Annotated in this window: 14 protein-coding genes; 11 read left to right on the plus strand and 3 right to left on the minus strand. The window is 62.9% G+C overall.

Annotation, left to right across the window (positions count from 1 at the left end; translation table 11 throughout):
• The first annotated feature begins 57 nt into the window (after positions 1-57).
• On the plus strand, positions 58-1,383 hold the full coding sequence (gene gltX / locus WYH_RS12955) for a glutamate--tRNA ligase (protein ID WP_046904166.1): 1,326 nt from the start codon (positions 58-60) through the stop codon (positions 1,381-1,383).
• A gap of 116 nt (positions 1,384-1,499) precedes the next feature.
• Entirely contained in the window at positions 1,500-3,641 is a 2,142-nt protein-coding gene (locus tag WYH_RS12960; RefSeq protein ID WP_046904167.1) for a TonB-dependent receptor, read from the plus strand.
• Positions 3,642-3,754: 113 nt separating this feature from the next.
• Here the strand turns inward: WYH_RS12960 and dcd are convergent, their stop codons facing one another.
• Both dcd and putA read right to left on the minus strand, forming a co-directional pair.
• A complete protein-coding gene (gene dcd, locus WYH_RS12965) occupies positions 3,755-4,309 on the minus strand; it encodes a dCTP deaminase (protein ID WP_046904168.1) in 555 nt (184 codons plus the stop codon).
• A gap of 48 nt (positions 4,310-4,357) precedes the next feature.
• A complete protein-coding gene (gene putA, locus WYH_RS12970; protein ID WP_046904169.1) occupies positions 4,358-7,462 on the minus strand; it encodes a bifunctional proline dehydrogenase/L-glutamate gamma-semialdehyde dehydrogenase PutA in 3,105 nt (1,034 codons plus the stop codon).
• Between the two features lie 132 nt (positions 7,463-7,594).
• On the opposite strand from putA, the gene WYH_RS12975 reads away from it, so the two are divergent.
• From WYH_RS12975 to WYH_RS13015, 9 genes are all read left to right on the plus strand, one after another.
• Positions 7,595-8,338, plus strand: a complete 744-nt coding sequence (locus tag WYH_RS12975) for an Nmad3 family putative nucleotide modification protein (protein ID WP_046905165.1) — start codon at positions 7,595-7,597, stop codon at positions 8,336-8,338.
• Between the two features lie 99 nt (positions 8,339-8,437).
• Positions 8,438-10,111: a thiamine pyrophosphate-requiring protein gene (locus WYH_RS12980; protein WP_046904170.1), complete on the plus strand. Its 1,674-nt coding sequence runs from the start codon at positions 8,438-8,440 to the stop codon at positions 10,109-10,111.
• Between the two features lie 70 nt (positions 10,112-10,181).
• Positions 10,182-12,524, plus strand: coding sequence for a chemotaxis protein CheA (locus WYH_RS12985; RefSeq protein ID WP_046904171.1), 2,343 nt, complete (start codon positions 10,182-10,184; stop codon positions 12,522-12,524).
• Positions 12,521-12,997 carry a chemotaxis protein CheW gene (locus WYH_RS12990; protein WP_046904172.1) on the plus strand — a complete coding sequence of 159 codons (477 nt, stop codon included), beginning with the start codon at positions 12,521-12,523 and terminating at the stop codon, positions 12,995-12,997. Before WYH_RS12985 ends, WYH_RS12990 begins: the two co-directional genes overlap by 4 nt.
• 18 nt (positions 12,998-13,015) lie before the next feature.
• Positions 13,016-13,381, plus strand: a complete 366-nt coding sequence (locus WYH_RS12995; RefSeq protein WP_046904173.1) for a response regulator — start codon at positions 13,016-13,018, stop codon at positions 13,379-13,381.
• 10 nt (positions 13,382-13,391) lie between these two features.
• Positions 13,392-14,483, plus strand: a complete 1,092-nt coding sequence (gene cheB / locus WYH_RS13000) for a chemotaxis-specific protein-glutamate methyltransferase CheB (RefSeq protein WP_053833577.1) — start codon at positions 13,392-13,394, stop codon at positions 14,481-14,483.
• The gene (locus WYH_RS13005; RefSeq protein ID WP_082347989.1) at positions 14,480-15,385 is read left to right on the plus strand and encodes a CheR family methyltransferase; all 906 of its coding nucleotides are present in this window, start codon (positions 14,480-14,482) and stop codon (positions 15,383-15,385) included. Before cheB ends, WYH_RS13005 begins: the two co-directional genes overlap by 4 nt.
• Positions 15,386-15,458: 73 nt before the next feature.
• The gene (locus WYH_RS13010) at positions 15,459-16,979 is read left to right on the plus strand and encodes a putative bifunctional diguanylate cyclase/phosphodiesterase (RefSeq protein ID WP_235980134.1); all 1,521 of its coding nucleotides are present in this window, start codon (positions 15,459-15,461) and stop codon (positions 16,977-16,979) included.
• Positions 16,969-18,378, plus strand: a complete 1,410-nt coding sequence (locus tag WYH_RS13015; protein ID WP_053833578.1) for a methyl-accepting chemotaxis protein — start codon at positions 16,969-16,971, stop codon at positions 18,376-18,378. The genes WYH_RS13010 and WYH_RS13015 overlap by 11 nt, the downstream gene beginning before the upstream one ends.
• Before the next feature lie 126 nt (positions 18,379-18,504).
• Here the strand turns inward: WYH_RS13015 and trxB are convergent, their stop codons facing one another.
• Complete coding sequence (gene trxB / locus WYH_RS13020; protein WP_046904174.1) at positions 18,505-19,479, minus strand: thioredoxin-disulfide reductase; 975 nt, start codon at positions 19,477-19,479, stop codon at positions 18,505-18,507.
• Positions 19,480-19,527: the final 48 nt, after the last annotated feature.

The following is a 19,527-nucleotide window of genomic DNA, read 5'->3' on the forward strand; positions in this document are numbered from 1 at the left end:
CGGGGCAACATTGCGATGGTGCTTCACGCTTGCGCTCCTTCGCCTATAGGGGCGGGTATGGTCACCACACGTTTCGCACCGTCGCCCACGGGCCGGCTTCACGTCGGCAATATTCGCACTGCGCTGCATAATTGGCTGCTGGCAAAGCAGGCGGGCGGGCGTTTCCTGTTGCGGATTGACGATACCGATGCCGCGCGTAGCGAAGAACGCTTCGTGGATGCGATCCGCGAAGACCTCGCCTGGCTCGGCCTCGATCATGACGGGGAAGAGCGGCAATCGGCACGCCTTGCGGAATATGAGGCGGCATTCGAGGCATTGCGAGCGGCCGGGCGGGTCTATCCTGCTTATGAAACTGCGCAGGAACTGGAACTGAAGCGCAAGATCCTGCTGGGGCGGGGGCTGCCGCCAATCTATGACCGTGCCGCTCTCTCGCTAAGTGACGAGGATCGTGCCGCGAAGGAAGCGGAAGGCGTGGCTCCGCATTGGCGCTTCAAGCTCGACCATGACAGCATGATCGAGTGGGACGATGGTATTCGAGGTCCCCAGCATTTCGATCCGGCGCAATTGTCCGATCCGGTGGTGCGGCGCGCGGATGGGTCCTGGCTCTATATGCTTCCCAGCGCGGTGGACGACATTGCGATGGGCGTGACGGACGTACTCCGCGGTGAGGACCATGTTTCCAACACAGCAGTGCAAATTCAGATGTTTACCGCACTTGATGCTGCACCCCCGCGCTTTGCGCATGAGGCATTGCTGGTCGGGCGCGAAGGCAAATTGTCCAAGCGGCTCGGCGCGCTCGGCTGCGATGCATTGCGCGAATCCGGGATAGAGCCGGAGGCGCTGCTGTCACTTCTTGCCCGGCTCGGCACGTCACAGCCTGTCGAACCGATTATCGACCGCAGCAAGCTGATCGAAACCTTCGATCTCGGCACATTCGGCCGCGCTCCTGCGAAGTTTGACGATGCGGAGCTGGGCCGCATCAATACCGCCATCCTCCACCAGCTGCCCTATGACGATGTGGCGGCCCGCCTGCCCGAAGGCATGGGGCCGCAAGCCTGGGAGGCGATCCGCCCCAACCTGGAAAAGCTCGCGGACGCGCAGGATTGGTGGTCGGTGGTCACCGGCCCGGTTTCGCCCCCTGACTTCGATGATGAGACGAAGGCCTTTCTCGCTCGTGCTGCGGAATTGCTGACATGGGGGGATGAACCCTGGCGCGGCCTGACGGCGGCACTGAAGGAAGAAACGGGCCGCAAGGGCAAGGCCCTGTTCCTGCCCTTGCGTCAGGCGCTGACCGGGCGCGACCACGGGCCGGACATGAATGCGCTGCTGCCGCTGATAGGCGAGGAAGCCGCCCGTTCGCGCCTGGCCGCAGCGGCCCGTTAGACAGCCACGGACAAATTCATTTTTCGGGAGAAAACTGAAACAGCCCGCTTGTGCGCTGCAGCACGATGATATACCATTACATCTAATCGCAACAACAACAGGCGGATCGCATCTTCATGAATGGCTTTCGGGTATCGCTTTTTCTCTCCGCATCATTGCTGTTTGCCACTCCGGCCCTCGCCCAGTCATCGGGAGGCGAACAGGCCACGCCGGGTAGCGATGATTTGCATGGTCCGATCGTCGTGACCGCTGCTGGCCTGCGCCGGCTGGACGTTCTGGCCGGTTCGTCCGTCATGGACGGGACCGAATTACAGCGTAATCTGGATGCCCAGATTGGCGAAGTGCTGGCCAAGCTGCCGGGCGTATCTGCAAGCAGTTTCTCCCCCGGCGCATCGCGCCCGGTGCTGCGCGGTTTCGGCGGTGAACGTGTTCGCGTTCTGACCGACGGCATCGGCGCCATTGACGCATCCAGCACTTCAGCCGACCATGCGGTGACGGTGGACCCGTTGATCGCGGAACGGATCGAGGTGCTGCGCGGCCCGGCGGTCCTTCTCTATGGCAGCCAGGCGATAGGCGGCGCGGTGAATGTGATCACCAGGCGTATCCCGCCGCGCGTGGCGGACGAGGCCATCCATGTCGATGCCAGTGCCGGCGTGGACAGTGCGGCCAACAAGCGTGAAGGCGGTTTGTCGCTCGACATTCCATTGGGCCGCAATGTCGCGTTCCATGTCGATGGATCCTATCGCAACACGGATAACCTTGAGATTCCGGGCTATGTCGCTTCGCAATCGCTGCGCGCCGACATGCTGGCCCGCGCGGCGGAGGAGGAAGAGGAAGGCCATCTGGATGAAGCGGAGGAGATCCGCGAAGGGGCCAATACAAGGGGCACCCTGCCTAATAGCTGGACGGAAACCTATACGCTGGGCACCGGCATCGCCTTCTTCTCGGGCGAGAGCAATATCGGCGTCTCCTTCGACTATTACGACACGAATTACGGCGTTCCCGGCCTGCCCGGCGTCGGCCATGTGCATGAACACGAAGATGAAGGCGGCCACGAAGAAGAGGAAGATCACGGCCATGAGGAAGGCGATGTCTCGATCGGCATGAAGCGTTATCGCGCCGATTTGCGGGGCGAGCTGGATCTGGGCGAGGGCTTTTTCGACAAGGTGCAAACCCGCTGGGGCTATAGCGATTATACCCATACCGAATTCGAAGGTGACGAGATCGGCACCGTGTTCGATGTGGAAGGCGTGGAGGGCCGGGTTGAACTGGTGCAGTCGCTGCGCGGTGGCTGGCAGGGTTCGATCGGCAGCCAGTATTCCCATACCGATTTTTCCGCGAGCGGCGACGAAGCCTTCGTTCCTTCCAACAAGACGGACAGCATCGCCCTGTTCACCGTGCAGGAACTCTATTTCGATCCGTTCGAGATCGAGCTGGGCGGCCGCTATGAACGCACGGGCGTGGACGCACGGCAGTCTCTCGGCCTGAAACGGGATTTCGATACATTCTCCGGCGCCTTCGGCATGTCCTATGGACTGGCGGAGGAACTGAGGGCCGGTTTCAATATTTCGCGGGCCGAACGCGCGCCTTCCGCGCAGGAATTGTTTGCCGACGGGCCGCATGTGGCCACCCAGCAATATGAAATCGGCAATTCCGCGCTCGACACGGAAAGTTCCTGGGGTGTTGAAGGCTATGTGCGCGGCGAAATTGGCGGGGCGATGCTTTCGGCCAGCATCTATCGCAACTGGTTCGACGGGTTCATCTTCCTGTCGGAAACTGGCGCCGAGGAAGACGGGCTGGAAGTGTTCCAGTTCCTGCAACAGGATGCCGACCAGTTCGGTATCGAAGGCCAGATTACTCTTCCGGTCCATGAAGGTGATGGACTGACGGTGCTGACCGATTTGCGCGGCGATTATGTGCGCGCCACGCTGGCGGATGGATCGCCGGTTCCGCGGATCCCCCCGCTAAGCCTGCTGGCAGGGCTGGAGGCGCAGTTCGGCCATTTCGATGCTCGCGCCGAAGTGCAGTGGTTCGACAAACAGACCCGCGTATCGGAGCATGAAACGCCGACCGATGATTTCGCCTTCGTCAATCTGTCGCTGGCGTGGCACCCGCTGGAAGGGACGGAAAACGTCACCTTCATGGCGCAGGTGGATAATCTGTTCGATGCCCAGGGTCGCCGCCATGCCAGCTTCACCAAGGATTTCGTCCCGCTGGCGGGCCGGAATTTCAAGGTCAGCGCCCGGTTGAGCTTCTAACCCCCTGGAACTCACCGGCGTTGGAGCGGTCGCCATTTGTAATGGCGGCCGGGGATCGGGCGGAGGAGATCGACCTTCCTCCTCCGCCCGTCTTCGTCACGGATTGTCGGAACTCAAAGCTTGGGCAGCGTCACCCCGCGCTGGCCCATATATTTGCCTGACCTGTCGGCATAGCTGCGCTCGCACGGTTCATTCCCTTTCAGGAACAGGAACTGGCAGGCACCCTCATTGGCATAGACCTTGGCGGGCAGGGGCGTGGTGTTGGAAAATTCCAGCGTCACATGACCTTCCCATTCGGGTTCCAGCGGGGTGACATTCACGATGATCCCGCAGCGGGCATAGGTGCTCTTGCCCAGGCAGATCACCAGTACATCGCGCGGGATGCGGAAATATTCGACCGTGCGCGCCAGGACGAAACTGTTGGGCGGTATCACGCAGACATCCGCCTTGCGGTCCACGAAGCTGTTGGAGGAAAAGTTCTTCGGATCGACCACCGCATTGTCGACATTGGTGAAGATCTTGAATTCATCCGCCACGCGCGCGTCATAACCATAGGATGACAGCCCGTAGGAGATGCAGCCGTCACGCTGCTGCTGCTCCACAAAGGGTTCGATCATGCCGCTATGGCGGGCTTCGTTGCGGATCCAACGGTCGCTGAGAATCGTCATGCAGGAGGGATTCCGCAGCAATCGGGGCGGGGCAAGCCCGCCGGGGACTTATCCCCCGGCAAGCAAGCTCGCATTGCCTCCGGCCGCCGTGGTGTCGACCGTCGTCACCCGTTCCGTGGCGAAGCGGGAAACATAATGCGGACCGCCGGCCTTGGGGCCGGTGCCAGACAGGCCCTCGCCCCCGAAGGGCTGGCTGCCCACGACCGCGCCGATCTGGTTGCGGTTCACATAGAGATTGCCGACGCGGGCGCGCGATTCCACCAGCCGGCGAACCGCATCGATGCGGCTGTGCAGGCCGAGTGTCAGGCCGAAGCCGACCGCGTTGATCTCGTCCACCGTCTCCGCCAGCCTGGCCGCAGGGAAGCGGGCGACATGCAGCACGGGGCCGAAATGTTCCTCTTCCAGTTCGGAGATCGAATCCACTTCGATGATGGTTGGCGGAACGAAGCTGCCATGGTCGCAATAGGGCGGCAATTCGCGTTGCCAGACCGTGTTACCCTTCGCCTTCATTTCGGCGATATGGGCTTCCAGCTTTTCCTTCGCCTCGTCATCGATCACCGGGCCGACATCGGTGGCAAGATCGGCCGGATCCCCGATCACCAGCGCTTCAAAAGCGCCGCGGATCATCTCCAGCATGGAATCGGCAATATCATCCTGCAGGTAAAGCACGCGCAGCGCGCTGCAGCGCTGGCCCGCGCTCTGGAAAGCGGAAGCCATCACGTCGCGGGTGACCTGTTCGGGCAGGGCGGAACTGTCCACGATCATCGCATTCTGGCCGCCCGTTTCGGCCACCAGCGTGGCTATGGCGCCTTCGCGTGCGGCAAGATTGCGGTTGATTGCATGGGCTGTGGCGCTCGATCCGGTGAAGGCGACGCCTGACAGGCGGGTATCCGATGTCAGCATTGCGCCGACCTTGCCGTCACCCGGGGCGAGGTGGAACACATCCTCCGGAATGCCGGCTTCGTGGCAAAGATGGGTGGCCAGCGCGGCGATCAGCGGTGTCTGTTCGGCCGGTTTGGCGATCACCGTATTGCCTGCGGCCAGCGCTGCGGCCGCGGGGCCGGTGAAGATCGCCAGCGGGAAGTTCCAGGGGGAAATCGTAACGAAAACGCCGCGGCCATGCAGGCGCAGCAAATTCTCTTCGCCGGTGGGTCCGGGCATGGGCTGCGGCGCGCCGAACAGCATCCGCGCTTCGCAGGCGTAATAGCGCAGGAAATCCACCGCTTCGCGCACTTCCAGAATGCCGTCGATCGCGGTCTTGCCCGCTTCGCGCTGGCACAGGGAAATGAATTCGTTGGTATGTTGTTCGAAAAGGTCGGCCGCCTTGTCCAGCAAGGCAGCGCGTTTCAGGCCGCCCATCGCGTCCCACGCCGGTTGCGCGGCCAGCGCGCGGGCGAACATGTCGTCAATCTCTGCCTCTGTCGCGTCATGGACATGGCCGAGAACCTTGCGCCGATCCTGCGGCGAGCGGACCTCGCGTGCGGAACCGGCTTCCACGTTTTCATCCCATTCGCGCTTTTCCAGCCGGTCGAGATCGGCCAGCAACGGGCCGCGCACTGTGGGATCGGCCAGGTCGACACCCGCGCTGTTGCGCCGGTTGGGGTAGATATCGGCCGGCAGCAGGATCGTCGGGTTGCGCTTGGGTTCCAGCCCGGCGAGTTCGACCACCGGATCGGTGACGAGATCTTCCACCGGCACTTCGGCATCGGCCATGCGATTGACGAAGGAACTGTTGGCGCCGTTTTCCAGCAGGCGCCGGACCAGATAGGCCAGCAGGTCCTTGTGCCCCCCGACCGGCGCGTAAATGCGCACGCGGGTCTGGCTGGAGGAATTCTTCTCTTCATTGGCGAGGGCGCCGTAAATATCTTCGCCCATGCCGTGCAGGCGCTGGAATTCGAATTCGCCATTGGCGCCGGCTTTGTCGGCCATCGCCTTGATCGCGCCCACCGTATAGGCGTTATGGGTGGCGAAGGCCGGATAGATCGCGTCCTTCGCAGCCAGCAGCCGATCGGCACAGGCGAGATAGGAAACGTCGGTTGCGATCTTGCGGGTGAAGACCGGGTAATCCTTGTGCCCGCCCACCTGGGTCAGCTTGATTTCCGTATCCCAATAAGCGCCCTTGACCAGCCGCACCATCAGCTTGCGCCCATGGGTGCGGGCCAGTTCGGCCACCCAGTCGCACAGGGGCAGAGCACGCTTCTGATATGCCTGGACGGCAAGCCCGAAACCGTCCCAGCCGCCGGCGAAGAGATCGTCGTCAGCGACCAGTTCCTCAATAATGTCGAGCGACAGTTCCAGCCGTTCCGCCTCTTCCGCATCGACGGTGAAATGAATGCCGGCATCGCGCGCCTTGGCGGCGAGATCGCGCATGATCGGCACCAGTGCCGCCCGGGCTGCCGGGGCGTGGAGATAATCGTAACGCGGATAAAGCGCGGACAGCTTGACCGAAATGCCCGGGCTGGCGCGCAGCCCTTGCCCGGCTTCGCTTGCCAGCCTTTCAATCGCATCGGAATAGGCCTGGCGATAACGCTCCGCATCGGCGAAGGTCATGGCCGCTTCGCCCAGCATGTCGAAACTGTGCACCAGCCCGCGCTTGCGTTCCGGCGCGGCACGCTTCAGCGCCTCTTCAATGGTGCGGCCGAAGACGAATTGCCCGCCCAGAATGCGCATGGCCTGCAACACGGCCTGGCGGATTACCGGTTCGCCCATGCGGCCGATCGCCCGGCGCATCGTATTGGCCAGCCCGGCTTCCGCCTCGCGCCCGGCATGGAGAACCTGCCCCGTCAGCATCAGCGAGAAGGTGGCGGCGTTGACGAAGGTGGAACTGCTTTCGCCGAGATGTTCGGCCCAGTCCATCGTGCCCAGCTTGTCGTTGATCAGCGCATCGACAGTGCGGATATCCGGCACGCGCAGCAGCGCCTCTGCCAGGCACATCAGGGCAATGCCTTCTTCCGTGGCGAGGCCATAGCTGTTCAGGAAGGCGTCCAAGCCCTTGGCCTTGCGGGTGCGCGCGCCCTCAATCAGCTTGCCGCCCAGTTCTGCGGCCTGATCGTGAATGGCGGATGCCCCGGCGGCTTGTGCAAGCCGCTCTTCCACGCAGGTTTGTTCTTCAAGGCGGTATGCGGCGCGCAATGCGGTGCGGTCTAGCGTCATTGCGGGCACATGGACCCGGTTTCACGTGTTATCAAGCTTTGTGATCAGGGCCTTAGCGGCAAACTGGGATGGATCGGCCGCCGCTCCGCGAGGCGCCTTGGCCGGCGGCAAAAGCTGCGCAACAAGCGGGGCATGAAGATCGTGCTGAGCAGGAAGGGATTCGACAGCGCATCGGGCGGCGGCCCGTCTCCGATCGTGGATGGCCGGCCGGTCAGTCTGCCGATCCCGGCCGGGGCCGGGCCGTCACGCACCACTTATGGCGCGCTGGGGCTTGGCGGGCTGGCCGGGCGGGCGAGCCGGGGGCGGCTGGGGGATAAGGATCCCTGCCATCACGATCCGATGTTCCTGGATGATGGCACCTGCCTGTTCGGACAGGTCGGAGCGGCGCAGACCCATCTTGCCAATCAAGGGGTCGGGGCGGGGGACATCTTCCTGTTTTTCGGCCTGTTTCGTGAAGAAGGGAAAGATCCGCACCACCGGATCTTCGGCTATTTGCGGGTCGAACAAGTGATGCCGCTGCCGGGTTGCGATCAGGCATTGCTGGAACGCGCCAATGCGCTGAGCCACCCCCATGCGCTCGCCATGCTGGGCCGGAATGACACGCTCTATCACGGGCCGGGAAGAGTGGCGGCCATGGCCACGCCCGGTTTGCGCCTGACCGTGGCAGAGGGGCCGCCAAGCCTTTGGGAAATACCGCCATGGCTGCGCCGGACCGGCCTATCCTATCACGATCGGACCGATCGCTGGTTGCGCGGCAGCCGCCTGCGCAGCGTGGCGCGCGGGCAGGAATTTGTGGCCGATATCGGGCGGCGCAGGGCCCCGCGCGAATGGGCGGAGGCAATGATCGCCCAGATCGAACGGCGGCCCGATCAATAATCACGGGCGAAGGCCGGCACTTCCCTGCGACGTGCCGCGAAGGCTTGTTGCGCCTTGCACCGCCATATCCTAGCCCCGGAAACAAAGGGGAGAACGATAATGCGACGGGGAAACGGCGATCCGGCCCAACAGGTTCATGCCAATGGCACGGTTGCCGATGCGATCGTTGCCGTGCTCCTGCGCGAAGGGGTGAAAGTGGTCTTCGGCTATCCGCGCAACGCCATATTGGAAGCTGCGGCGCGGGCCGGTTTGCGCACGATCATCGTGCGGCAGGAACGCACCGGAATGCATATGGCCGATGCCGTCAGCCGGATGAGCAAGGGCGGAATGATGGGCGTCTTCGTGATGCAGCAGGGCCCCGGATCGGAAAACGCCATGGGCGGCGTGGCGCAGGCCTTTTCCGAAAGCGTGCCTGTGCTGGTCATGCCGCAAGGCTATGCCCTGCATGAAGCGCATCTGCCGTTCAATTTCAGCTCCACCCGATCCATGGCGAGTTTCGCCAAACATGCGGAACCGCTGACCGGGGCCGATCAGGTAGTGCCTGTGCTGCGCCGCGCCTTCTCCCTGTTGCGCAATGGCCGCCCGCAGCCGGTGGTGGTGGAATTGCCGTTCGACCTGCTGACCCAACCCTTTACCGGGGAGATGGATTATGTGCCGGGCAAGGCGCTTCATAACCTGCCGGCGGCGGATGAGATCGAAGCGGCGGCCGATCTGCTGATCGCGGCGGAAAATCCCGCCATCTATGCCGGGCAGGGCGTCCATTGGGCGGAAGCCTATGACGAATTGCGCGCCCTGGCTGAACATCTGGCGATCCCGGTCATGACCAGCCTGGAAGGCAAGAGCTGTTTTGACGAGACGCATGAACTCGCGCTTGGCTCTGGCGGAAATGGCATCAATGGCTGCGTGCGCAAATGGCTGGATGAATGCGATCTGCTGTTAGGCATTGGTTGCAGCTTCACTCCCACGCCTTTCGGCCTGACCATCCCGGAAGGGAAGCGCGTGCTTCACGCCACGCTGGACCCGCTGGATGTGGACAAGGCAGTCCCGTGCGAGATCGGCCTGATCGGCGATGCCAGGCTGACCCTGGCCGCCTTGCTGGAGGCTGTGAAGCGCCGCCTGCCGGAACCGCGCGACAGCGCGCCGGTCGCGCAGGCGATCCGGGACACGGAGGCCGCATGGTTTGCGAAATGGGAAGCCAAGTGCACCCAGCCGACCAGCCCGCTCTCCCCCTATCGCGTATTGTGGGACCTGCAGCAGACCGTGGATGTGGCCAATACGATCATCACCCATGACGCGGGCAGCCCGCGCGATCAGCTGGTCCCGTTCTGGAAGAGCGTTTCGCCCCATTCCTATATTGGCTGGGGCAAATCGACCCAGCTCGGTTACGGGCTCGGCCTCGTGATGGGGGCGAAGCTGGTTCACCCGGAAAAGCTCTGCATCAATGTCTGGGGTGACGCGGCGATCGGCTTTACCGGCACGGATCTGGAAACCGCCGCGCGGGAGAATATCCCGATCCTGTCCATCCTGCTCAACAATTACGCGATGGCTTGCGAACTGAAGATCATGCCGGAAGCGACGGAACGTTTCCGCGCGACCGATATCAGCGGCGATTACGCCAATTTCGCCCGTTCGCTGGGCTGCCATGGTGAACGTGTGACCGAAGCCGAGGAGATCGTGCCTGCATTGCACCGTGCATTGGCGGCAATCGAACGCGGGCAGCCCGCACTGGTTGAATTCATCACTGAAAAGGAAACCGAGATTTCGCGCGGATAATGAAGCGCCCCCGCGGATAACCGAGCATTAACCTTGCCGGTTCATGAAGGCCTTTCGATGTGGGGGCCCCATGGACGATTTGCTGGCCGAATTCCTGGCCGAAACGCGAGAAATGGTATCTGCCCTTTCGGGCGAGCTGGTCGCCTGGGAGGCGAATCCGGCCGACCGTGATCGTCTCGATACGATTTTCCGATTCTTCCATACCGTCAAAGGCAATTGCGGCTTTTTCGACTTCCCCCGGCTGGAGGCGTTGAGCCATGCGGCGGAAGATGCGCTGGCCGATGTTCGCGCTGGTCGCAGGCATGCGGATGCGCGGCTGGTCGATCTGGCGCTGGCCGTGATCGACCGGATCGAGGCCATGCTGGCCGAGATCGAGGAGCGGGGCGAAATTGCCAGCGGCGACGATGCCGATCTGATTGCCGCGCTTTCCGCAGCTGGCGAGGAACCTGCCATGCCTGTGGCGAGGCCCGGTGGGCCGGGCGGCTCCGCCGGCAAAAGCGCGGAACAGCGCACCATCCGCCTGCCGGTCGATCTGATCGACCAGGTGATGAGCGGCGTTTCGGAAATGGTGCTGGTCCGCAATGATCTGTCGCGGCGCTTGCTGGCCATGGGCGGGGAGAGCGGTCTCGAAGCGCCCTTCACCCGGCTTTCCAATCTGCTGAACGAAGTGCGTGACGCGATCACCCGCACCCGCATGCGCAGGATCGAAGGTCTGTTCACCACCTTCCCCCGGCTTGTCCGCGATCTTTCCGCCGAACTGGGCAAGCAGGTGCTGGTCGATATCGAAAGCGGCGAGGTGGAGCTGGACCGCGAAGTGATCGAACTGATCCGCGATCCCCTGTTGCATATTATCCGGAATGCCATCGATCACGGGATCGAAACGCCGGAACAAAGGCGCAATTCCGGCAAGCATGAATGCGGCCTGCTGACCATTACCGCGCGCCAATCCGGCAATACGATCCTGATCGGCGTGATGGATGACGGGCGCGGGATCGATGACGAGAAACTGGTGGCCAAGGCCGTCGATGTGGGGTTGCTGACCCCGGTCGAGGCAGAGGCGATGAACAGGGAAGAACGCATCGAACTGATGTTCGAAGCGGGACTGTCCACTGCCGCAGCCGTTACGCAAGTGTCTGGCCGCGGCGTGGGCATGGACGTGGTGCGCGCCAATATCGAGAAATTCGGCGGATCGCTGGAAATAGAATCCGCCCAGGGGGAGGGTACGCGCTTCCTCATCAATGTGCCGCTGACACTCAGCATCCTGCCCAGCCTGACCCTGCGCAGCGGCGAACAGACTTTCGCTCTCCCGCGTTCCTATGTGGAAGAAATCGTCAGCCCGATCGCGGGCAATCTGGAATTCGCCGATGTCGGGGAACGGCGTTACCTGACGTATCGCGACCGTCGGCTGCCCTGCGTCAATCTGGGGCGGGCGCTGGGGCTTGCACCGTCGCAGGACGCGGCGCACCCCGTCTATGTCGTGCTCCGGCTGGGCTGGGGCGATCTCTATGCGCTGGAAGTGGACGCGATCCTTGATCACCAGGAACTGGTGATCAAGCCGCTGGCCCCGGCACTGATGAAGAGCGGCTATTTCGTCGGTTGTACGCAATTGGATGATGGCTCGCCCGTGCTGGTGCTGGATGTCGCATCGATCGGCTATGGTTCGGGCATTCCGCGCGAATTGCAGCGCCCCTCCGCCGCAGATCGGGCAGCCAAGAGCGAGAGTGAGCGTGATCGGGGGCTTCAAGTCATGCTGCTGCGCGATCTCGCGGGGCGCCGGCAGGCTGTGCCGGTTGGCGCCGTGGCCAAGGTTGAACGTGTCGCGGTAAGCGCGGTCCGCCTTGCCGGTGCCGATTCGACCATCGCCTGCGGGGACGACATCGTGCCGCTGGCGGGCATTCCCGATCAGGCGGACCTGCCCGATCCGCTGTTGATCCTGCATCTGGCCGATGGCGAACGGCAACTGGCCTATGCCGTGCAGGAAGTGGCAGATGTGGTCTGGCTGTCCGACACGCCCAGACCTGCGGCAGGCAGTCCGGATATTGCCGGCCTTGTCATGGTTGGCGACGAAATTACCGAACTGCTTGATTGCCATGCCCTCTTCGCGCGCCGTTGCGGCGCCATCGCCCCTGCTGTCGGGATGACTTGCCGGCTTGTGGGCGAAGAAGGATGGATGCGCGGCTTTCTCGGCCCGATCGTGGAGGCGGCCGGCTACCGGCTCGTTTCCGGCGAGGAAGAGGCTGATATCGCCTTTGTCGATGCCCATGCACCGCAGGATCGGCAGATTCCCGCGCGCCGGGCCATCCGCCTGCATTCCCAGCCGCTCGCCTCCGGTACGGAGGACGGGATCTATCGTTACGACAGGGCGGCCGTGATGGCAGCCTTGCTCCGCGCCGGAGAGGAACTGGCGGCATGAGCGCAAAATTTCTCGTCGTCGAACTCGCGGGGCGCCGGGCAGTGATGGCCGCCAGTGCCATCGATTCTGTAATCGAGCTGGAACATTCGGTGCCTGTTCCCGGTGCGCCCGATCATATTGCCGGCCTGGCTGCCTTGCGCAGCCGCCCGCTGACCGTGATTTCCTGCCGCAAGGCGATCGGCCTGGGCGATGACGAAAGCTGCCGATCGTCCCGCGCGGTGGTGGTCGACCAGGAAAACCACTTCTACGGCCTGCTGGTCGATGAAGCGGACGAGATCGTTGCCGCGCTGGCCGATCCCGTCCCCTTGCGCGTCGACCCCGGAGAGGGGTGGCGCCACGCCTGCCGCAGCATGGTGGAGACCGAATCCGGCCTGCTTCCGCTGCTGGATATACCGACAATCATAGACGGCCCGGGAGAGGGCCCCCTCGGTAAATTTCTTGATAACGAAATTAACTTACACCGGGGACAATAAACATATGAGGCCGCCCCAATGAAACATTGCCTGATCGTGGATGATTCGCGCGTAATCCGCCGGGTCTCGCGACATATCGTCGAAAGCTTCGGCTTTGCCGTTTCGGAGGCCGAGAACGGTCAGGAAGCGTTGAACCGATGCGATGAATCCTTGCCCGACGTGATCCTGCTGGACTGGAACATGCCGGTCATGGACGGGATCTGTTTCCTTGCCGAATTGCGCAAACGGGAACGCGGCAATGAACCCAAGGTCGTGTTCTGCACCACTGAAAACGACGTCGCCCATATTCGTGAAGCGCTGGAAGCCGGTGCCGACGAATATGTGATGAAGCCCTTCGATCACGATACGTTGCAGATGAAGCTGCAGCTGATTGGTGTGGCCTAGGTATAATTGCGTGAACGCAGTTTCCAATATTGCGATCCGTTTCCGCCCCGGCAGCAAGGGGCTGGATGCGATACGGGTCCTGGCGGTCGATGATTCGCCGGTCGTCCGTTCGGTCTATCGCAAGCTCGTCTCGCAGGAACCGGATATGGTGCTGGCCGGGTCCGCAGGCTCGGCAGAAGAGGCGCTCGTCCTGCTCGACACTGTCGAGGCGGATGTGATCCTGCTCGACCTGGAAATGCCGGGCATGGGCGGGATGGATGCCATCCCCCGGATCATTGCCAAATCCGCGCCGGCGCGGATTCTCGTCGTCTCCTCTCTCAGCGTGAAAGGGGCGGATCACACGCTTGCCGCGCTTTCGCTTGGCGCGGCAGACACGCTGGCCAAGCCGCGTCCCGGCGAATTCGACAAGAATTACCGCGAAACCCTGTTGCGTCGCATCCGCTTGCTTGGCCGGGTCGCCAAAAGGGTGCGCGTCCGGTCCTCGGCGCCGCTTCCTGCCATCTTGCGCCGCCAGGATACCTGCGCGCCCGAAGTGATCGCCATAGGCGCGTCCACGGGCGGCATTCACGCTATCGGCCAGTTTCTGGGCGCACTTCCTGCCTCCGTCACCCTGCCGATTCTCATAACGCAGCATCTGCCGCCCACCTTTTCCGGCGCGCTGGCGCGGCAGCTCCACGCCGCATCCGGGCGCGAAGTGCTGGTGGCGGAAAACCGCCAGAAGCTGATGCCTGGCAAGATTATTCTGGCGCCGGGAAACGCCCATCTGACGCTGGTCGTCGGGCCGGACGGCGAACCTGTCGTGCGGCTGGACCGCCACCCCGTCGCGAATGGGTGCATGCCTTCGGTCGATCGCATGTTTTCCACCTGCGCCCAGGTTCTGGGCAACAAGGTACTGGCAGTCGTCCTGTCCGGAATGGGGCGTGACGGTATGCTGGGTGCCGCCTGCATCGTGGAAAAAGGCGGCAGCGTATTCGCGCAGGATGCTGAAAGCAGCGCCGTCTGGGGAATGCCGGGGGCGGTTGCCGCTGCCGGACTTGCCGCCGGCGTGATGCCGCCGGAACAGATCGCGATGCGCGCTGCCGCCAGTGTGTCCCGGACATGAGCCGGAACATCGCCGAAAACCGCGCGCCTGTTCGCGGCGCCCCGCTCGACCCGAATGAACTGGCGCTCGGTATCGTTGCCGGATTGCTGGAAACGCGAACCGGCCAGCGTCTGACCGCGGACCGGGCCTGGCGCGTGGCTGGTGCCCTTTCCGGCGTGTTGCGCGCCAACGGGCTGGCCTCCATCGACGCGCTTGGCGAAAGGTTGAAGCAGCAGGGGCAGACTGCGCTGGCACAACAGGTGGTCGAAGCGCTGCTGAACAACGAGACATCCTTCTTCCGCGATCGAGCCTTGTTCGAACAGATTTCCGAACAGGTTCTGCCCCGTCTGCAGCAGGCGCGGACACGCCAGCGCAAGCTGTCCATCTGGTCCGCCGGCTGCTCTACCGGGCAGGAGGCCTATTCGCTGGCCATGCTGTTTGCGGGTGAGCGGGAGCGGTGGCGAGGCTGGAAGATCGAGATCCTCGGCACGGATGTGTCCGCCTCCATGGTCGCCGCCGCTGCGGAAGCGACCTACTCCCAGTTCCAGGTCCAGCGGGGCCTTGGTGCCGCACAGATGGTCGAATGGTTCGAGGAAGTTCCCACGGGCTGGCGCGCCCGGCCCGAATTGCGGCGGATGACACGGTTCGAAACGCGCAACCTGCTGGAAGATCCGCCGGCACCGGGCAGTTTCGACCTGATCCTGTGCCGCAATGTCCTGCTCTATTTCGATGCCGAGACGCGGCGCAGCGCCTTTTCCCGGCTGGCGGAGGCACTGGCGCCGGATGGCTGGCTGATGCTCGGCCTGGGTGAGACCACAAATGGCTTTACCGATCAGCTGGTTGCCGAAAGAAATAGTTGGGCTTTTCGGCATCCCGAAGAAATTCGATCTTCCTTACCGCTTACTACCTCGATCCGGGCCTGAAATGATTACTTCACGTAAACTTAAGCACTCCGGCCTAGATGAACACCTTCATATTGGGGATAGGGGGCCCAAATTGAAACTGTTCTTTCGCCAGATGACGGTTCATCCAGCGGTTCTTATCGTTGTGCCGGTTGCCGTTCTGACGCTGATTTCCGTGGTGATTCTCGGCCTGTTGCTGTTCAGTCTTGAGCGGGCGAGTTTCAGTACGACATCCATCATCGTCGGCGGCGCCGTGACCTATGCCGTCGCGGCTTTTTTCGTCGTGCGGCACGGACTGGCGAGTATTTCCCGCCTGCAGAATCTGGGGCTGACCGATAGCCTGGCGGGTCTTCCCAACCGGCGCGCCCTGCATCTCGATTATGTCCGCGCCGGCCAAGGCAAGGAACGGGCCCTCGCTCTCGTCGATCTCGACGGGTTCAAGATGGTGAACGATCAATATGGCCATTTCGTTGGCGACCGGCTGATCCGCGAATGCGCCAGCCTGTTGAAGGAAATGTGCGGGGACGAAGCGCGCGCCTATCGCCTGGGTGGCGATGAGTTTGCCATTTTAGTGCAGGGCCCCATCTCGGGGAATATCCTCGAAGGCATCTGTCGCAGCCTTCTCTCCCGGTTGGAGAAACCGATTACGGTGGACCAGCGCAACGTCGTGATCGGCGCCAGCGTCGGTCTCTCGAAGAGCGGCCCATCAGACGATCACTCCTCCTCCGAATTGCTGCGCCGTTCGGACGTGGCCATGTATGCCTCCAAGGCGGCGGGCAAGAACCGCTGCACCTGGTTCAGCGCGGAATTCGACCGCAATCGCGACCTCGCCCAGAAGATCGAGGAAGATCTGCGCGAAACGCTGCAGGCCGACCGCCTGACGCTTGCCTATCAGCCGCTGGTCGATGCCCAGGACGGCGAAATCGTGGCGGTGGAGGCACTGCTGCGCTGGCGGCGGGAAGACGGGTCGGAAATGAGCCCCAGCGTCTTCATCTCCGTCGCGGAACAGACCGGGCTGATTTATCCGATTGGCTTGTGGGTGCTGCGCACGGCCTGCACCGATGCCGCCAATTGGGATCATATCAAGGTTTCGATCAATGTTTCCGCCGCGCAATTGCGCAATCCGGAATTCCCGATCGATCTCGGCCAGATTCTGGAAGAAACCGGCTTTCCGGCTTCGCGGCTGGAGCTGGAAGTGACCGAGACATATCTCGTCACCGATCCGGTCGTGGCGGGCCGCAATCTGGAAGTCATTCGCGGCTTTGGTGTCAGCATCGTGCTGGATGATTTCGGATCGGGTTATGCGTCGATCGGTTTTCTGCGCAATTTCCGTTTTGAAAAGCTCAAGATCGACCGCAGCCTGATCGTGGATGCGGCGAATGACGATGGATCGCTGGCCATGCTGGCATCCAGCATCGCCACGGCGCGCGCCATGAACATGGCCGTGACCGCCGAAGGCGTCGAAACCAAGGCCCAGGCCGATCTCGTCCGCTCTGCCGGGTGTGATCAGATCCAGGGCTGGTTCTATTACAAGGCGATCAGTGCCGACGAAGTCAGCATCCATCTCTGCAAGAATCGCCAAATGATCGAGGAAGCCCATGCACATGTCGGCTGAACTGCCTGTCGTGGAAACAACCGACGAATTGGAGCGTGATCGTGTCGCGCTGCGTGCAGAACATCGCAATGCGGCGCCTACGGGTCTGGGCGGGGCCTTTGCCTCTTCCGTGGGCTGGAAGCTGACCATGCTGCTCGGCCTGATGGCCGCGGGTTCGGGCATCCTGCTGCTGTTGTCGTCACTCAAGCTGTTGATCCAGTTGGGTAATGGCAGCGAATTGTTCACCGGACTGGCATTGGCGGTGGTGCTGCTCAGCGGGGCGATGTTTGCCACGGCGATCCTGGCCATCCGTTTCGTGGGCCGCGATTTCATCCGTCCGATCGAGGAAGTCTGCCGGGCAATGCGCCATCTGGCGGAGGGGGATCGCGATGTGGATGTGCCCCATACCGACCGGCGCGACGAAGTTGGTGAAATGGCCCGCTGTCTGGTCGTGATCAAGAAGGCGGCCAGCAAGTTCGATCGCATCCGGCGCGAACGCGAAGCGGCCAGCGCGCAGGAACTGAGCCGACAGATGGAGCTGGAAAGCGAACGGGAAGAATTGCGCGCCAAGCAGGCGGAAACGCTGCGCGCACTGGCTGATAAATTCGAAGACACGGTGGGCGACATTGTCGGCAGCGTGGCGGCGGCTTCCAGCCAGCTTCAGGCAACCGCCAGTTCCATGGCATCTTCCGCCGAACAATCGGTGATGCAGACGGAAGAGGTTTCCACCAGCCTTGGCGATGCGTCCGCCGGGGTCACTGCGGCTGCTGCGGCGAGCGACGAATTCGCCATGTCGATAGGCGAGATCAGCCGCCAGGCATCCAGTTCCGCCGAACTCGCGCGCCAGGCATCCACTGCCGCCAGCGAGGCGGATTCGACCATTTCGGAACTTTCCCTGTCTGCCAGCGAAGTGGGCGAAATCGTGGAAGTGATCCAGAAGATTGCCCAGCGCACCAACCTGCTGGCGCTCAATGCCTCGATCGAGGCGGCGCGCGGGGGTGAGGCCGGCCGTGGCTTCGCGGTTGTCGCGGCAGAGGTGAAGGATCTTGCCAACCAGACCGGCAAGGCGACCGAGGAGGTGGGCCGCCAGATCCGCGCGATCCAGCAGACCACGACGGCCAGTGTCGATGCGCTGCGTTCCATTGCTGACCAGATCAGCCAGTTGGAAGCCACATCCGTTTCCATCGCCGCGGCCGTGGACCAGCAATCCATCGCCGGGCACGATCTTGCGCGCAGCATCGATCTGGCCGCCCGCAATACGGAAAGCGTTTCGGGCAATATCGATCAATTGCGCGAATGTTCGCTTTCAACCGGGGAAGCAGCTTCGCAAGTGCTGACATCTTCCACCGATCTAGAACGGCAGGCGGTCGCGCTCAAGGCGCAGGTCGCGCAATTCCTGGGGCATGTCCGCGCGGCCTGATGCAGCGCGGCCGGCCGGTTGATCGGCCGGGCAATGCCGGCGGCCTGTCCTGCCCATAATGGCGGCAGGGCGCAGGGGCCGCCGGACCGGATTTGCAGGTCCAGCAGCCCTACCGCCTTGCCTGTCTTATTCGGCGGCGTCCGCCTCTTCCCTGGCGAATTCCAGCGTGCCCAGGAAGCGTTCCGCATCCAGCGCCGCCATGCAGCCGGTGCCGGCGGCGGTCACGGCCTGGCGATAGGTGTGATCCATCACGTCTCCGCAGGCGAAGACGCCGGGCACGTTGGTCTTGGTCGTGCCAGGCTGAACGATCAGATAGCCGCTATCGTCCATCTCCAGCTTGCCCTTGAACAATTCCGTCGCCGGGGCGTGACCGATGGCGACGAAGGCGCCTTCGCAGCCGAACTCGCTGATCTCGCCGGTCTGGCTATCGGCCAGCTTGAGCCCGGTCAGGCCGCCTGCCGCCGGATCGCCAAGGAATTCCTCGACCCGCTTGTTCCACAACACGCTGATCTTGGGATTGGCGAAGAGCCGGTCCTGAAGGATCTTTTCTGCCCGCAATTCATCGCGCCGGTGGATCAGCGTGACGTCGTCGGAATGGTTGGTCAGGTAAAGCGCTTCTTCAACGGCAGTGTTGCCGCCGCCGATCACGGCCACTTTCTTGCCGCGATAGAAGAACCCGTCGCAGGTGGCGCAGGCGGACACGCCCTTGCCGGACAAGGCTTCTTCCCCCGGCACGCCCAGCCACTTGGCCTGCGCGCCGGTGGCGATGACCAGCACATCGCCCACATATTCATCGCCGCTATCGCCCTTCGCGCGGAAGGGAGAGCCGCCAGCGATGTCCACTTCGGTAATCGTGTCCCACATCATCCGCGTGCCGACATGTTCGGCCTGGGCCTGCATTTCCTGCATCAGCCACGGGCCCTGGATCACGTCGCGGAAACCCGGATAATTTTCCACATCGGTGGTGATGGTCAGCTGGCCGCCGGGCTGCAGGCCCTGCACAACGATCGGCTCCATCCCGGCGCGCGCGCCATAGATGGCGGCGGAAAGCCCGGCGGGGCCTGATCCGATGATCAGCATTCTGGTGGTGTGGGTGGTCATTGATCGATCCCGTCGAAAGAGTTGGGCTGCTGGTTATCGCCCGAAGCC

The sequence above is a fragment of the Croceibacterium atlanticum genome (assembly GCF_001008165.2).
GTDB classification, from domain to species: Bacteria; Pseudomonadota; Alphaproteobacteria; order Sphingomonadales; family Sphingomonadaceae; genus Croceibacterium_C; species Croceibacterium_C atlanticum.

Coding starts and splice junctions, on each gene's coding strand:
- gltX (WP_046904166.1), top strand. CDS start 58: ATGGTCACCACACGTTTCGCACCGTCGCCCACGGGCCGGCTTCACGTC.
- WYH_RS12960 (WP_046904167.1), top strand. CDS start 1,500: ATGAATGGCTTTCGGGTATCGCTTTTTCTCTCCGCATCATTGCTGTTT.
- dcd (WP_046904168.1), bottom strand. CDS start 4,309: ATGACGATTCTCAGCGACCGTTGGATCCGCAACGAAGCCCGCCATAGC.
- putA (WP_046904169.1), bottom strand. CDS start 7,462: ATGACGCTAGACCGCACCGCATTGCGCGCCGCATACCGCCTTGAAGAA.
- WYH_RS12975 (WP_046905165.1), top strand. CDS start 7,595: ATGAAGATCGTGCTGAGCAGGAAGGGATTCGACAGCGCATCGGGCGGC.
- WYH_RS12980 (WP_046904170.1), top strand. CDS start 8,438: ATGCGACGGGGAAACGGCGATCCGGCCCAACAGGTTCATGCCAATGGC.
- WYH_RS12985 (WP_046904171.1), top strand. CDS start 10,182: ATGGACGATTTGCTGGCCGAATTCCTGGCCGAAACGCGAGAAATGGTA.
- WYH_RS12990 (WP_046904172.1), top strand. CDS start 12,521: ATGAGCGCAAAATTTCTCGTCGTCGAACTCGCGGGGCGCCGGGCAGTG.
- WYH_RS12995 (WP_046904173.1), top strand. CDS start 13,016: ATGAAACATTGCCTGATCGTGGATGATTCGCGCGTAATCCGCCGGGTC.
- WYH_RS13005 (WP_082347989.1), top strand. CDS start 14,480: ATGAGCCGGAACATCGCCGAAAACCGCGCGCCTGTTCGCGGCGCCCCG.
- WYH_RS13015 (WP_053833578.1), top strand. CDS start 16,969: ATGTCGGCTGAACTGCCTGTCGTGGAAACAACCGACGAATTGGAGCGT.
- trxB (WP_046904174.1), bottom strand. CDS start 19,479: ATGACCACCCACACCACCAGAATGCTGATCATCGGATCAGGCCCCGCC.